The sequence below is a fragment of the Aerosakkonema funiforme FACHB-1375 genome (assembly GCF_014696265.1).
GTDB classification, from domain to species: Bacteria; Cyanobacteriota; Cyanobacteriia; order Cyanobacteriales; family Aerosakkonemataceae; genus Aerosakkonema; species Aerosakkonema funiforme_A.
Map to the genome: position 1 here is coordinate 41,878 of NZ_JACJPW010000037.1, position 16,123 is coordinate 58,000.

7 protein-coding genes are annotated in these 16,123 nt (G+C 45.1%); 1 reads left to right on the forward strand and 6 read right to left on the reverse strand.

All coding sequences use genetic code 11. The annotated features are described in order from the left end of the window. Positions 1 to 62 precede the first annotated feature (62 nt). The 6 genes from H6G03_RS15645 to H6G03_RS15670 form a co-directional block, all read right to left on the reverse strand. Positions 63 to 602 carry an HD domain-containing protein gene (locus H6G03_RS15645; RefSeq protein ID WP_190465293.1) on the reverse strand — a complete coding sequence of 180 codons (540 nt, stop codon included), beginning with the start codon at positions 600 to 602 and terminating at the stop codon, positions 63 to 65. Positions 603 to 668: 66 nt separating this feature from the next. Then, the gene (locus H6G03_RS15650) at positions 669 to 1,439 is read right to left on the reverse strand and encodes a class I SAM-dependent methyltransferase (RefSeq protein ID WP_190465294.1); all 771 of its coding nucleotides are present in this window, start codon (positions 1,437 to 1,439) and stop codon (positions 669 to 671) included. Positions 1,440 to 1,500: 61 nt separating this feature from the next. Continuing rightward, positions 1,501 to 2,331, reverse strand: coding sequence for an ABC transporter permease (locus H6G03_RS15655; RefSeq protein ID WP_199315311.1), 831 nt, complete (start codon positions 2,329 to 2,331; stop codon positions 1,501 to 1,503). Positions 2,332 to 2,336: 5 nt separating this feature from the next. Then, a complete protein-coding gene (locus H6G03_RS15660) occupies positions 2,337 to 3,269 on the reverse strand; it encodes an ABC transporter permease (RefSeq protein WP_190465295.1) in 933 nt (310 codons plus the stop codon). A gap of 10 nt (positions 3,270 to 3,279) precedes the next feature. After that, on the reverse strand, positions 3,280 to 4,887 hold the full coding sequence (gene nikA / locus H6G03_RS15665; protein WP_190465296.1) for a nickel ABC transporter substrate-binding protein: 1,608 nt from the start codon (positions 4,885 to 4,887) through the stop codon (positions 3,280 to 3,282). Between the two features lie 191 nt (positions 4,888 to 5,078). After that, positions 5,079 to 6,806, reverse strand: coding sequence for an iron uptake porin (locus tag H6G03_RS15670; protein WP_190465297.1), 1,728 nt, complete (start codon positions 6,804 to 6,806; stop codon positions 5,079 to 5,081). A gap of 633 nt (positions 6,807 to 7,439) precedes the next feature. Here H6G03_RS15670 and H6G03_RS15675 point away from each other — a divergent pair. Next, positions 7,440 to 16,106 carry a non-ribosomal peptide synthetase gene (locus H6G03_RS15675; RefSeq protein ID WP_190465298.1) on the forward strand — a complete coding sequence of 2,889 codons (8,667 nt, stop codon included), beginning with the start codon at positions 7,440 to 7,442 and terminating at the stop codon, positions 16,104 to 16,106. Positions 16,107 to 16,123 lie beyond the last annotated feature (17 nt).

A 16,123-nucleotide genomic window follows, 5' to 3' on the forward strand; every position in this document is an offset into this window, starting at 1 on the left:
GGACTCGATCGTCAAAAATTTGCCAAATTACCAAAGATAATTTGTTTGAATAACAAGTAATGCTACCATTTCATCATTGGCAAAGGATTTCGCCGATAGGTCAATAATTCTGCCTTCGCCAGATTAAACAGAATTTGATGAAATCCTAAGTTCGGAAATGTATCTAAAACTTTCTGAATATCATGCTTCGATAACCCAAAGGATCTGATACCCTTTGATACATCAACCCAGTCCGCTTTTCTAAATACTTCAACTAAAGGATACTCACTATTTCTATATTTTGTAATTTGATGGTGTCGCTCTATCATCAACTCAATTTCATTTGACCACTGTTCTTGGCTATTCTCCTTCAAATATTTTTTGGCCAACTTTACAGAAGGAGCTAAATAATCGACTGTCTTGTCTGTCCATATTCCCAGGTCGTGAAAACAACCAGCAACGATCGACTTTTCTCGATCGTCTGGGGTACATTGATGTAGCATCAGGCAGAAATTAACGACTCGATAGACATGGTTTTTATAGGGTTGATAGTTACTTCCCATCGTTTCCTGCCACGGAGCGAGGATTTTTTCTAACAAAGGGATGTCTGCGAGAATTTCCATTAAATTTACGGCACTGAGTATGGTAGAAACCGCTTTGAGGTGTCCGGTACGCTACCGGACAGGATTTTATCGCACTGCGAGCAGGACTCGATCGTCAAAAATTTGCCAAATTACACCAACTTCCCGGAAACCGGCATCGCGCAGTCCAGCTTCGTGTAAGTCGAGAATTGGTTCGTAATCAGTATATCGCTCTCCAAAACGGCGATCGCGCTCTTGGAGCAATTCTTTCAATTCTGGCTCTTGAGCTAGTGCTTGCCACCAACTGTTCCAGTCTTCCACACCTCGTTCCTGAAAAGCTTGCTTCTCCTGACGCGCACTCAAAGTTTTCGATATCTGCCGAAAAGTTCCCAAGTGAAAGGGAAAAGGCATAATATCACCGTTGAGAAAGACGCCACCCAGACGGATTAACTGCGCCAACTGTTTGTAAACTTGCAGTAAGCGATGAGGAGGTAACCAGTGCAGCGCCGTTGTCGTCAGCACCGCATCTACTTGCGTTTGTGCGATCGCTTCCATCCAATTATCTGCCATCAGATCCGCTTCCACCCAACGCAGACGACCGTTCGCATCGCCCAAAGCGCCTTGACCGATCGCTAAAAGTACGGGATCTATATCTACAGCGACACATCTAGCTTTTGGGAAGCGTTTCAGAAGACGCTGACTGATAGCCCCCGGCCCGCAAGCTAAATCGAGAGCCACAAATTCAGCAGGCATTTGCAGCTCGATCGCATCTAACATTGCCTGAAAACGCGCTTCCCGATGCGGTATATAACCTGTTTGCTGTGCGTCCCAACGTTGCAGCCAACTTTGCCAGTCAATTTTCGATTTGATATTTTGCATAAACTTGTCCTACAAATCATTTTTTCTCCCCCACTCCCCCACTCCCCCACTCCCCCACTCCTTAACCCCTTGGATCTAGCCAACTTTCCAAACTTTCAGCTAAGGCATTAAAACCGAACGCCGTCACCAAAATTGCCACACCGGGAGCAATTACCAGACGGGGAGCCGCCTGCATAAAGGGCCTTGCATCTACGAGCATTGTCCCCCACTCTGGGTACGGGGGCTGAATGCCCAATCCCAGAAAGCTCAATCCGGCAATCGCGAGTATAGCGGCTCCCACGTCCAAGCTCAGCTGCACCAGGATTGGGCCTAAAAGCGCGGGCAATAAATGTACACGGATGATGTAGAGAGGACTTCCGCCCAAAGCAAAAGCGGCTTCCACGAATGCAGTAGACTTTGCACAGAGAACTTGGCTTCGCACCAACCGTGCGTAGGTCGGCCACCAACCGATGGTCAGCGCTAAAACTAAATTGGGGAAACCAGAACCTAAAATGCCGACCAAAGCTAATGCTAATATTTGTTTGGGCAGAGCCAGAAATAAATCCACAAAGCGCATCAAAATTTCATCGACGACGCCGCCAAAGTAACCGGCACACACACCGATTCCCACACCGATCGAAGCGCTCAAACACAGTACGATCGCTGTGAGGGTAATGGATACTTGTCCCGCCCACAAAAGCCGACTAAGAATATCTCTTCCCAGGTGATCTGTACCCAATAAATGTTGCCAAGTGGGTGTACTCAGACCCAGGTTGAGGTCTTGAGCGGCTGGATCGTAAGGTGCGATCGCGGGAGCAAAAATGCTGGCTATGACGTTGAGCAGTGCTAGCACAATAGCAATCGATGATATGAGATTAGCTTTTTGCCAATGATGGAGAGCGATCGGCATCATTACCATTACTCCAAACGAATGCGGGGGTCAATCAAAGCGTAGGCGATATCGGCGATCGCATTAACTACAACCATCACAAAAGCAAATAATAACACCATTGCTTGGATAACGGGAATGTCCCGAAATTTTATCGAAATGATGTAATAGTTGCCTATTCCCGGCCAAGAAAACAATGTTTCCACAATTACAGAACCGGCGACAATATGGCTGAATTGATTTGCCACCACCGTCAGCAAGGGTACAGCAATATTAGGTAAGGCGTGGCGTATCCAAACCGCTCCTTCCGAGAGTCCTTTTGCCCGTGCGGTTTGCAGATAATTTTCATGCTGCACCTGTAGTAACGTGGAACGGGTGAGACGCTCAAGACGTGCGGCATTAGCGAGCCCCAAAGACAAAACAGGTAAGATTAAATACTCCGCTCCGCGCATTCCGTAGGTAGGCAACCATCCCAAATAAATGGAAAATACCAAAATGAGCAGAAAAGCTAGCCAGAAGTCTGGAATTGAGACGCTGAGCAGGGATAGTGTACGGCTGAAATTATCCCACCAAGAGTTGCGTTTTTGAGCGGAAATTAGCCCGCTCGGAATGCCGACGATCGCGCTGAAAAGAGTGGTCGCTCCTGCTAACAAAAGCGTCGGTGCTAGACGCGAACCAATTTCTGCGATCGCAGGCTTACCGGTGCGGAAAGAGTAACCGAAATCACCCCCGATCGCATGACTCGCCCAAGTGAAGTATTGCTGCCAAGGTGATTTATCCAAGCCGTACTCGGAGCGAACTACAGCAGCTTCTTGCTCTGTTGGCAACCGCCCGATACGCGATCGCACAATCATTACAGCTGGGTCTCCCGGTGCTAGGTAAGTTAAGAAAAAAACTAGCACACTGGTTGCCACCAGCACTGCCGCCGAGCCGACCAGACGCTTCACCAAAAATTGAAACATAGTTGATTGTTTATTGCGATTTCTTCGTCACCTCTTGCAGGTCAAGTTCGTACTCAGTCCCCGCCAATTTAAATCCTGTTACCTTGTTACTCACAGCATAAACTCGATTTGAGTAAACTATAGGGATAGCAGCGACATTTTCATCCATAAATTTCTGGATTTCTACATAAAGATTTTGTCGCTCTTTCTCATCTTTAGTTGCCAAAACCTTATCGATCGATTTGTCTAACGTGGGATGACCATATACTCCTCCGTGTTCGGCGTATTTGCTAGATGAGTGAAACATCTGCTTTAAACTCAAATGAGGGTCGTAGGGAGAACCCCAAGTAAGGTTAATTGCGAGATCGAATTGTTTCTTCATCAGAGCGTCGTTCCACGCACCGGAATCAACCAAGCGCACATCCACAGCCACACCAATTTCGCGCAATTGCGCTTGAATTACTTCCCCCATAGATTTAGCTTGCGGGGAAGAATCTCCATCAACTATCAGCGTTAATTGCAGAGGCTTACCATTCTTTTCGAGAATGCCATTTTTCCCCGATTTCCATCCAGCCTCAGCCAGCAAAGTTTTTGCCTGTTCGGGATTGTAGGCATACAATTGCGGATTTGAGTAGTTTACGTAGGGTATCTTGGGTGCGAAAATCCCTTTGGCCGGAGTAGCTAAATTGCTGAAAACTTTGCTGGCAATAGCTTCGCGGTTAATCGCGTAGCTGAAAGCTTGTCGCACGCGCACGTCACCGAGAGGGGGGCGATCGTAATTAGTTTGGATAAAATAAGTTGTGCTTCCCGGTGCGGTCAATAGCTGAACTTTGGGGTCGTTTTTCAGCGTGGTTACGCTCTCTAAAGGGATACCGCCAATGCTGTCGCCGCCAATGAGTGTTGCTTGACCGCTCATCAGCGCTGCAACGCGAGTTTGGGCGTCGGGAATCACATCAAAAACTACCTCATTGAGCTGCGGTTTAGTTCCCCAGTAGTTTTGATAAGGGGTAAAAACTGCACGTTGCGTTGGGTTATCTACTTGCACCTGCCAAGGGCCGGTTCCTACAGGCTTGAGATATTTTCCGGTTGCGTCTGTGGCTTTGGGACTGAGAAATCTGACAGGTCTGACCAGCGCAAGTTCCTGAATAGCTCCATAGTAAGGTTCTTTCAATTGCAACGTCAATGTGTATTTATCTGGTGTGGCGATCGATTTTATCTTGTTGGCAAGCGGTAGCCAGTCATGATCTTTCGTTCCCACCCAGCGTTGCAAGTTCCACTTGGCAGCTTCGGCGTCGAAGGGCGTTCCGTCGTGGAATGTCACACCCTCTCGCAACTGGAAAGTCAAGGTTTTGCCATCCTCCGAGAGTTTCCAGGATTTGGCCAGCGCTGGTGCGATCGAGCCATCTTGCAGGTAGCGAACTAGCGGTTCGTAGACGAGATCCAATGCTGGAAAACTTGACTTATAGTTGTGTGGATTCAAGTCGCCTATTTCACCGCCTATGGCAACGGTAAAAACTTGCTGAGTTGGCGAGGAATTTGCATTAGTTGCTTCGCCTGAAGAAGGTTTGTTGCTACCGCAACCCGCAGTCATCAATAAAGCAACTAAAGATAAGCTTAATAACAAGGGTGATGTCTTCACAATTAATTTTCTCCCACCTTCAGAACCAACAAATTTAATAATTTTCAGACTGGGCAAAGAAACCGGGTTTCTCTGAAAAATTGTCGCTGGGGAAATATAGATCTAGGCAGAAACCGGGTTTCTCTGAAAAATTGTCGCTGGGGAAATATAGATCTAGAAAGCCGGTTTCTAGGATGAGCGATCGCCAAATCCTAAAAACCAAAGAACATCCTCAGCGTACCCGTGTAAAGAGTACCTTCGCTACTGCGGTTGCCGGGATTGGTAATCACCTGTACAAAGGGTGTGATACTGATATTGTCATTGACAGGAAAGCGGTAAAAAGCTTCCATATTAAGTTGAGTCACGTCGCCCACCGAACTTTCCACAAACGGCTGACCCACAGCAAATCCAGCCGAAGTACCTTTTCCTAAAATATCTGGGAAGGAAAATCCTCCCATCCAGTAAATTGGCTTGGCATCATCGTCTGTCGTACCAGTAAATAAAACATCGCTGTAGTCTAAGGCATAACCAAAACGACCGAAAAGGGCAATCCCTTTAATAGGAACAAATTCAAAGTTACTGGCGATCGTACTATAGCCATCGCCACCCTGAGAACCTAAACTGTAACTGAGTCGTAAAGCAAACCTTTCTGACGGGATGTACTCTGCTTCAAATACAGTTAAATTAGGATCGCCAAATAGCCCGCCTCTTTTATCTTTACCTGCCCGACTCGGGTCGCTAAAAAATACGTTTGTAGTTCTGGAATCGGGATCGGCAGCTGCATCGGCACGATAAACTGCTTTGAAGGTCAGCGGCCCTTGGCCTGGATTCCAAGTCAGAGCAACGCCGGAACCTGTGGGGTCACCTCCTAATAGCAGTGGGTTGTACAGAAATAGAAACGTAGAGAAGTCTAACGAACTATCATTGGCGTATCTGTTGAAATCTACATAGTCGGCGGTATTGCCTCTAGCAAAGATAGACGCCTGCAAGTCATCAGTTATCGGGAAATTATATCTTAATCGCCTAATGCGTACTTGGGGGTTGAAACCAGAATAATCTAAGAAACTGAGAATGGCTGGAGTAAGGTTGCTAGCTTCATTTACCGCACTGCCAGTACCCATTACAAGTTGGGTTAAGAGCTGGTCTTTGCCTGTGAAGCTGCTGCGGAAATTTAACAGTAAATAAGTGAACAAGGTGGCGTTAGGATCGTCGCGTTCGGGAGACTCACCCTGAATGGTGCCAGTGTTCGCAGCCCAAATTAACCAACCGCTTAGCTTGGTGGTAGTGGAGAATTGCTCGGCTTCTAGAGTTGCTATTTTTGGTTCTAAACTGTCTATCCGACCTCGCAGTGTGGCTAGTTCTGCCTGAAATTCTGTGGCGACGCGATTGAGGGCGGCTAAATCTTCCGGTCGGACAGAGTTTTTACCCCCAGCTGCAATCAGCTCGGTAATCTTTTCCAAGCAAGCATTTAAACCGGCGGCAAATTCATAGCGGGTCATGGCTCGATTGCCTCGAAATGTCCGATCTGGATATCCCTCAAGACAACCGTATAGCTCAACCAAATTCTGCAATGCTTGAAATGCCCAATCTGTTGGCTGCACGTCGGATAGTTGGGAAACCGAGTTGACTTGACCCATTCCTCTTGTGTGGGTAGATGCTTTTCTATATGGGTTAATCAGTGGGAGGGAAGTGTCAGGCTGAGTGGGTGTTAGTTCTGGCTCTAAGGCAACGGGAGAAAGTCGATCGCGGTTGTTTTTACCAGGCTCTACAATGGGAGTATCTGGAAAACTGGTAGTGAGGTTTGTCAGATCGCCTGTTTGCTCTACAACTAATTCTTCTAGAGCGATCGCTGTTTGTCCTCTTGTTCCGCAAGACAAAAAGTAGCTAGTACTCAGAATCGCTAAACTCAGTTTTAAAACTTTACAGAATATTTTTGACATCACACCTACAGAAAGCTCCTCTACCGTTGCTTATTCTGAGTTGAGCTGTTGTCTTCGTCAAAAGACAAGCGGTCAAACTTTTCTCAACCTACCTCACGATCGAAAGATTAAATAAAAATTATAATCGTTTAATGACGATAAAGTGATTAAAAAATTAATTTTAATCACAAATATTCCATTTCCGGCTTGTCGGTTAAAATTGTATTCTTATATAACAAAGTAAATATTTTTACTTTAAATACCTGCCACTACTTAGGGTTTGTTGTGCCCTCTATCTAACTAACTAATAACTGCGCTCCCGCAATATCATGTTCATTTAGTTACTTTAACTTTATTTAAATATACGTAGAAAATCTTTAAGTTGAGTTTGACGAATTGTCTTTTGACAAGGCGAGGAGCTTCAGGGATACTTGTCACTCTGCCAGCTTTATTTATATATACGTAAGTACAGAATATGTAAGTTGAGTTTGACAAATTGTCTTTTGACAATGGCAGGAGCTTACCGAATACTAAATATTCAGTTTATGCGGCGATATTTTTAAGCAGCCGCAGAAACGAGATACTTATTGGTAATCGATCTTCACCCCAATTAGCATGGCAATTGGGTAAAACTGTAGCGGGGAAAAAGTATATATGAAACAGGTGCATCAAAACTCACAGATCGGCAAAAATATCTTCAGTCCAAAAGAAGAATTTTCCACACTGGTAGAGTTACTTCGCTGGAGAGCGCACCAGCAGACAGAGCAGCGAGCTTATACTTTTCTTCTTGATGGAGAAGTAGAAGAAACTTATTTAACTTATGCAGATTTAGATAGTAAAGCTAGAGCTATTGCAGCGATGCTGCAAAACTTTGTGAAGAGTGGAGAGCGTGCGATCCTGCTTTATCCGCCAGGTTTGGATTATATTGCGGCGTTTTTCGGTTGCTTGTATGCTGGGGTAATTGCCGTGCCTGCTTATCCGCCTCAGTTTAATCGATCGATGTCGCGACTGCAAGCGATCGTAGCCGATGCAGACGCAAAAGTTGTACTCACAAATGAACAGATTTTAGCTAATAAGTCAAAAGCAATTACGCACGCTCCCAACTTAGAAAATTTACAATGGTTGGTTACAGATGGGATTGATTGCCATAGAGAAAATAACTGGCAAGAACCACCAATAAAAGGCGAAAATTTAGCATTTTTGCAATATACTTCCGGTTCCACAGCAACGCCAAAAGGCGTGATGGTAAGCCATCAAAATATTTTGCATAACCAGCGATTGATTCAAACAGCTTTCGGACATACAGAGGAATCGATCGTCGTTGGTTGGTTGCCGCTTTTTCATGATATGGGATTGATCGGGAATGTGCTTCAACCTTTGTATTTAGGGATTCCCTGCATTCTCATGTCGCCGATGGCTTTTCTGCAACGTCCCGTCCGTTGGTTACAAGCGATTTCTCGCTACAAAGCTACTACCAGTGGTGGGCCAAATTTTGCTTACGATTTGTGCGTTAAACAAATTTCTGACGAACAAAAAGCGAATCTCGATTTAAGTAGTTGGTCAGTGGCTTTTAACGGTGCAGAACCGATTCGTGCAGAAACACTTCATAACTTTGCAAATGCTTTTGCATCGTGCGGTTTTCGTCCCGAAGCTTTTCATCCCTGCTACGGAATGGCAGAAACAACTTTAATTGTTTCTGGTGGTTTGAAGGAAAACGCGCCAAAAATTCAATCTATAGAAAGTGCAGCTTTACAGCAAAATCGAGTAGTTACTATCGATCTGGAAAATACTTCTTGCCAAAATATTGTGAGTTGCGGTCAACCTCTTAAAGATACGCAGGTTGTTATTGTCCGTCCCGATAGTTTAACTCGCTGTCAACCTGATGAAGTTGGGGAAATTTGGGTAGCAGGTGGGAGTGTAACTCAGGGTTATTGGCATCGATTAGAAGAAACAAAACGCACTTTTCATGCTTATTTGACAGATAGCAGGCAAGATGACTGCTCTCAGGATAGCAGGCAAGATGCCTGCTCCACAAGAACATTTCTTCGCACGGGAGATTTAGGATTTTTACATGAAGGCGAATTGTTTGTTACGGGTCGTCTGAAAGATTTAATTATTATTCGCGGTCGCAATTACTATCCGCAAGATATCGAACAAATAGCTCAACAAAGTCATCCAGGATTGCAAGCTGGTAGCAGTGCGGCTTTTGCGGTGGAAATTGCTGGTGAAGAAAGATTGGCTGTAGCTTTGGAAGTGAAGCGAACTTATCTGCGAAACTTAAATAGCGAAGAGATAATCGCTGCTATTCGGGGTGCGATCGCAGAAAATTACGAATTGCCAGTTTGTGCGGTATTGCTACTCAAAACTGGCAGCATTCCCAAAACTTCTAGCGGCAAAATTAAACGTCAAGCTTGTCGCCTTGGGTTTTTAGAAGGCAGTTTGGATGTGGTCGCCAGCAGTATTTTAGAAGCATCTTATATTGCGGAACCGCAAGATAATCTAACTAGCGAAGATTTACTGGTAATAGAACCAGAATTGCGCCTATCTCGGTTAGAATCTTATCTTCAGGAACAGGTAGCCAAGATCCTGAAAATCCATCCGTCTCAGTTGACTTCGCAACAACCTTTAAATTATTTAGGATTGGATTCATTAACAACGTTTGAATTAAAAAACAACATTGAAATTAATTTCGGCGTGGTTTTGCCTGTAACCAGTTTCCTCAATGGTGGAAATATTTCTCAGTTGGCGATCGAAATCCTCGGACAATTAAAGGGGGAAACGGGGAAAGAGAAAAGTGAAAAATATAATCCCGATCGCCGATGGCTTTCTTCCGGTCAAAAATCACTTTATTTCTTGCAGGAATTAGCGCCAGATAGTGCAGCTTATAATATTGCGGGTGCTGTTCGCATTCTGGAAAATGTAGATGTTGCTGCTTTGCAACGCGCTTTTCAGAAGATTGTCGATCGCCATCCAGCTTTGCGAACAAGTTTCATCACTTCTGAAGGAGAAACTGTTGCACGAATTAATGAAAATGTAAAAGTTTGCTTTTCGACGGAAAATGCGGCGAGTTGGCGTGAGGATTACTTAAACGATCGCCTGATTGCAGAAACTCACCGTCCTTTCAATTTAGAGGAAGAATCGTTACTGCGAGTCAATTTGTTTGTGCGTTCGCTACAGTCACATATTCTATTGCTTGTTGTCCATCACATCGTTGCTGATTTCTGGTCTTTGGCTGCGATCGCAAAGGAATTAGGAATACTATATAAAGCGGAAAAAAATCGTACTTCAGTTGCTCTTTACCAACCAGCATTACATTATTCCGAGAGCGTTTCCTGGCAAATAGAAATGTTGACCGGGAAAGCAGGAGAAAGACTTTGGCAATATTGGCAAAAGCAATTAGCAGGCGAATTGCCAGTTTTGAATCTACCAACTGATAGACCTCGATCGCCAATTCAAACTTATCGCGGTGCAACTCATTATTTCAAACTGAATGCGGAATTAAGTCAACATTTGAAAAGTTTTAGTCGCGAGAAAGGAGCAACCCTTTACATGACTTTGTTGGCAGCTTTTCAAGTGTTACTTTATCGCTATACGGGACAAGAAGATATTTTAGTCGGTTCGCCTACGGCTGGTAGAAATCGAGCGGAATTATCGGGAATAGTTGGCTATTTCGTCAACCCGGTAGTGATGCGATCGAACCTTTCGGGAAATCCAAATTTTGCGGCATTTGTTGACAAAGTGCGTCAAACTGTGCTAGATGCTTTTGCACATCAAGATTATCCGTTTGGATTATTGGTAGAGCGACTTTTGCCAGTAAGAGAAGCGAGTCGATCGCCGCTTTTCCAAGTTATGTTCGTTTTGCAGAAATCCCATTTGCCAGAGTTAGAAAGTTTGGCATCGGTAGCATTGGGAGAAACGGGAACGCGGATAAAATTGGGCGAACTGGAACTGGAAAGTTTGGCGCTCCAACAGCAGACGAGTCAATTCGATTTGACACTAACGATGGGTGAAGTGAATGGTTCCCTTTCGGCTGCGTTTCAATACAATACAGATTTGTTCGAGGCTGCCACAATTGCGCGAATGGCAGGACATTTTCAGATATTACTGGAAAGTATTATTGCCAATCCAGAACAACCGATTTCAACTTTACCGATGCTGACGGAAAAAGAGCGGCATCAGTTAGTTGTGGAATGGAATAAGACCGATATTGATTACAAGAGCGATGTTTGTTTGCATCAATTATTTGAGGCGCAGGTAGAAAAGACACCCGATGCGGTGGCGGTAATCTTTGAAAAAGAACAACTTACTTATCGGCAACTGAACCAAAAAGCCGATCGACTGGCGAATTACCTGCAAAATTTAGGCGTAGCGCCGGAAGTTTTGGTGGGAATTTGCATGGAACGCTCTTTAGAAATGGTAGTCGGTCTTTTGGGAATTCTGAAAGCAGGCGGCGCTTACGTACCTTTAGATCCTAGCTATCCTCACGAGCGTTTGGCCTTCATGCTCGCCGATGCAGGAGTTGATATCTTATTAACTCAAGAACGACTTCTGGAAATTCTACCAAAATACAATGCGAAAGTCGTTTGCTTGGATAGAGATTGGGAAACCAAACTAGAAATTCAAAATCAAATCGAAAATCCCAAATCCCAAATCCCAAATCCCGAAAGCTTGGCTTACGTCATCTATACTTCTGGGTCAACAGGTAAGCCGAAAGGAGCGATGAACACGCACAAAGGAATTTGCAATCGTTTGTTGTGGATGCAGGATGCTTACCAATTAACATCGAGCGATCGCGTATTGCAAAAAACTCCTTTTAGCTTCGATGTTTCGGTGTGGGAATTTTTCTGGCCTTTGATAACTGGTGCAACTTTAGTTGTCGCTAAACCGGGAGGTCATCAAGATAGCGCTTATCTGGTGAGGACGATCGCTGAAGAAAAGATTACCACTATTCATTTTGTTCCCTCAATGTTGCAAGTGTTCCTGGAAGAGGAGGGATTAGAAAGTTGTAACTGTCTGAGACAGGTAATGTGCAGCGGGGAAGCGTTGCCTTTCCAACTGCAAGAGCGTTTCTTTGCTCGTTTAGATGCAGAACTGCACAACTTGTACGGGCCAACAGAAGCCGCCGTGGATGTCACCTTCTGGGAATGTCAGCGAGAGAGCAATCTATCCACAGTTCCCATCGGTCGTCCAATTGCCAATACGCAGATTTATCTGCTGGACGCTAATTTGCAACCTGTGCCAGTGGGAGTTCCGGGGGAACTGCACATCGGCGGTGTGGGAGTGGCGCGAGGTTATCTCAACCGACCCGAACTTACTGCTGAGCGGTTTATCCGTAACCCATTCAACCAGAATTTTGAGACCAATTGGTCTCAAAATTCTGAGGAAGAAAATTTTGGAACCAATTGGTTCCAAAATTCAGAATCGCGCCTGTACAAAACGGGGGATTTGGCCCGTTACCTACCGGATGGCACGATCGAATATTTGGGACGAATAGATCACCAGGTAAAAATTCGCGGTTTCCGAATTGAGTTGGGAGAAATTGAGGCGGCGTTGCAGCAACATCCTAACCTGCGGGAAGCGATCGTTTTAGTTCGGGAAACCGAGTCTGGCGAAAAACTACGAAAAGTCAATCTAGTCAGTCACCTGGAAGAAGACACTCAAATAACTGGTTTGCGCCGCTTATTAAAAGGTAAACTGCCGGAAGAATCGTCAGAGCAACCTGTTGAAAAGCGATTGGTAGCTTATTGCGTTTGCGATCGAAAACCAGCCCCCACAATTACCGAGTTGCATCGCTTCCTGAAAACGCAGCTGCCGGAATACATGATTCCTTCCGCCTTCGTTATGTTGGAAGCACTGCCTTTAATGCCTAATGGCAAAGTCGATCGAAAATCGCTACCCGTTCCCAACGCCACGCGACCGGATTTAGAAAAAGAATTCGTACCTCCAAATACTCCAGTAGAAAATGCTTTAGCGGAAATATGGACACAAGTGCTGGGGATCGATCGAGTGGGTATCCACGATAATTTCTTCGAGTTGGGGGGAGATTCGATCCGCAGCATTCAGGTACGGGCGAAAGCTCAAGAAAAAGGCTTGAATTTCTCTCTCGAACAAATCTTCGCAACTCAGACGATCGCCAAACTAGCGGCAGAAGTGACGATCGTCGAACCCAGTTTATCGACACAGAGAACAGCGCCATTGACGCTGATTTCTGAAGAAGATCGGCAGAAGTTACCCAGCGATGTAGAAGATGCCTATCCCCTAGCCAGAGTTCAAGCGGGAGTAATCTTCCACACTCAGCAAACTTCTGATTCTCCGATGTACCATGACATCTTCCATTACCATTTGCAAGTAAATCTAGAAGTTGAGCTTTTCCAAAAGGCGGTGCAGCAAGTGGTCGATCGCCATGCTATCCTGCGTACTTCTTTCGATCTGACTAACTTTAGCGAACCGTTACAATTGGTGAGCAAGAAAGTTGTACCTTTATTTAAAGTAGAAGACTTGCGCTCTTTGTCGCCGCAGGAGCAAAAGGAAGCTTTGTTTAACTGGGTGGAAGTTGAAAAAACCCGCAATTTTGATTGGACTTGTGCTACACTCATCCGCTTTTTCATTCACCGCTTCACTGACGAGTCTTTCTGTCTCACCTTTAGTTGCCATACCTCTATTTTGGACGGATGGAGCAAAGCTTCTCTACTGACAGAATTGCTGCAACGTTATTTCGCGCTTCTCAATGGAGAGATTTATCCAATTCAATCACCGCCGACTGTGTGCTACCGGGATTTTATTGCCTTAGAGCGATCGATGCTCAATTCTCCTGAAGGTCGAGAATATTGGACTCAAAAATTGCAAGATTGCGTGACGACGAAACTACCGCGCTGGTATTCGACTGACCGCGCTACAGACGCGCCCGAAATTGGATTTTTAGATGTTCCCATTTCCGCCCAAGTTTCCGACGGACTGAAAAAATTGGCTCGCATTGCAGAAGTTCCTCTCAAGCACGTTTTGCTCGCCGCACATATTAGAGTGATGAGTTTGTTGGGTGGCGAAACCGACGTTTTGACGGGTCTGGAGTCTAACGGTCGAGTGGAAGAAGCAGACGGAGAAAAGGCGTTGGGAATTCATTTGAACACCGTACCTTTTCGCTTGCAACTGACGGGAGGAACGTGGATCGATTTGGCGCAGCAAGTCTTTGCTACCGAACGGGAATTGTTACCTTTCCGGCGTTATCCCTATGCGGATTTACACAGGCTTTGCGGTCGTCAAGCGCTACAACCTCTGGTGGAAGCTGTTTTTAACTACACTCACTTTCACGTATACGATCGCCTTCAAACTCTCAAAGGTTTGGAAATCTTGGGGGCTAGGGGTTTTGGAGAAACTCACTTTCCTTTGCGGGCTGAATTTAATCGCAATCACGCTTCCGATCGCATACAACTGGATTTGGAATGCAATTTGCGAGAAATCGGACAAGCGCAATTAGAAGCGATCGGCAATTACTACATCGAAACTCTGACGGCGATGGCGACTCACCCGCACGATCGCTACGAGAATTCCTGTCTGCTTCCAGCTGCGGAAAAGCATCGGCTACTGGTCGAGTGGAATAACACTCAGAGGGAATTCAAAAAAGAAGAAATCTGCCATCTGAATTTAGAAGATTGTTGTATTCATCAATGGTTTGAGGCGCAAGCAGAATTAACCCCAGATGCAGTAGCGGTGCAATTCGATGGCGAACAATTGAGTTACCGACAATTGAACGATCGCGCCAATGCGATCGCACATTACTTACAAAGTTTAGGGGTTGGCCCTGATGTGTTGGTAGGTCTATGTGTGGAGCGATCGCTAGAAACGATCGTCGGAATCTTTGCTATCCTCAAAGCAGGCGGTGCTTATGTGCCTATAGACCCTGCCTATCCCAGTTCGCATCTGACTTTTATTCTGGAAGATAGCCAAGCACCAGTCCTTTTAACTCAACAACAATTAGTTTCAGGACTCCCACAAACAAAGGCGAAAATAGTATGTTTGGACTCGGATTTTCAGACCCTGAAACTGGGGAATCCGATCGCTAAAACTACTCCTGAAAATCTAGCATACGCGATTTATACTTCAGGTTCTACAGGACGACCGAAAGGAGTTTTGGTAACTCATCGAAACTTGGTTCATTCAACCATAGCTCGAATTGCTTACTATCGAGAACCCGTTCGCAGTTTCTTATTAATTCCTTCCTTCGCCTTTGATAGTTCAATTGCAGTTATTTTTTGGACGCTTTGTCAAGGAGGAAATCTAGTAATACTCAGGGAAGGTTTGCAGAAAGATATCTGGCAATTGGCAAGTGCGATCGGCAACTATCGCGTCTCCCATTGGTTAAGCGTTCCCTCGCTTTATGCAACTCTTTTGGAACATATCGAACCCAGTCAGCTTGCTTCTCTGCAAACTGCGATCGTTGCGGGAGAATCTTGTTCCAAAGAGTTAATCGAACGTCATCAAAAGCAACTGCCGCATACACAATTGTTTAACGAATACGGGCCAACAGAAGGAACTGTTTGGTGCAGTGTTTACGATTGTAAAAATTCCGATTTTAAAACATCTGTTTCGATCGGTCGTCCCATCGCAAATACTCAGATTTATTTGCTCGATTCTCATCTCCAACCAGTACCTATTGGAGTTCTTGGCGAACTTTATATCGGCGGACTCGGCGTCACCAAAGGTTATCTCAACCGTCCCGAATTGACTGCTGAAAAATTTATTCCAAATCCCTTTAATGATTTGGGATTGCCGATTTTAGATTTGAGATTTTCAGATTTCAATCCCAAATCCAAAATCCCAAATCCCAAATCCGAAAGGCTCTATAAAACTGGGGATTTGGCGCGTTACCTCCCAGATGGAAACATTGAATTTATCGGACGTATTGACCATCAGGTGAAGGTGAGGGGATACCGGATCGAACTGACAGCGATCGAAGCAACTTTACTGCAACACCCCGCCGTCCGAGAAGCTGTCGTATTAGTTCGAGAAGAACAGCCAGGAAATCAACGTTTAGTTGCTTACGTAGTACCGAATCGCGGATTTGCGCTGACAAATGAAGAATTGCGGAGTTTCTTAAGGCAAAAGCTACCGGAATATATGATTCCTAACAGCTTCATCAAACTAGATGCACTGCCGTTAACGCCAAATGGGAAAGTCGATCGCCACAGTTTACCAGCATTTGAAAAAACGCAATCCAGCGATGATGTAATGGCTCGAATTCTAGAACAACTGGAACAATTGTCTGAAGAAGAAGTGAAAGTAATGCTTTCGCAAAAGAGCTTGTCAATAAGCACAAGAGGTTAGTTAAAATTGGCAATTTT

What these genes read in the sequence shown, in the direction of transcription:
- H6G03_RS15645 (WP_190465293.1), bottom strand. Translation starts at nt 602, where the DNA reads ATGGAAATTCTCGCAGACATCCCTTTGTTAGAAAAAATCCTCGCTCCG.
- H6G03_RS15650 (WP_190465294.1), bottom strand. Translation starts at nt 1,439, where the DNA reads ATGCAAAATATCAAATCGAAAATTGACTGGCAAAGTTGGCTGCAACGT.
- H6G03_RS15655 (WP_199315311.1), bottom strand. Translation starts at nt 2,331, where the DNA reads ATGATGCCGATCGCTCTCCATCATTGGCAAAAAGCTAATCTCATATCA.
- H6G03_RS15660 (WP_190465295.1), bottom strand. Translation starts at nt 3,269, where the DNA reads ATGTTTCAATTTTTGGTGAAGCGTCTGGTCGGCTCGGCGGCAGTGCTG.
- H6G03_RS15670 (WP_190465297.1), bottom strand. Translation starts at nt 6,806, where the DNA reads ATGTCAAAAATATTCTGTAAAGTTTTAAAACTGAGTTTAGCGATTCTG.
- H6G03_RS15675 (WP_190465298.1), top strand. Translation starts at nt 7,440, where the DNA reads ATGAAACAGGTGCATCAAAACTCACAGATCGGCAAAAATATCTTCAGT.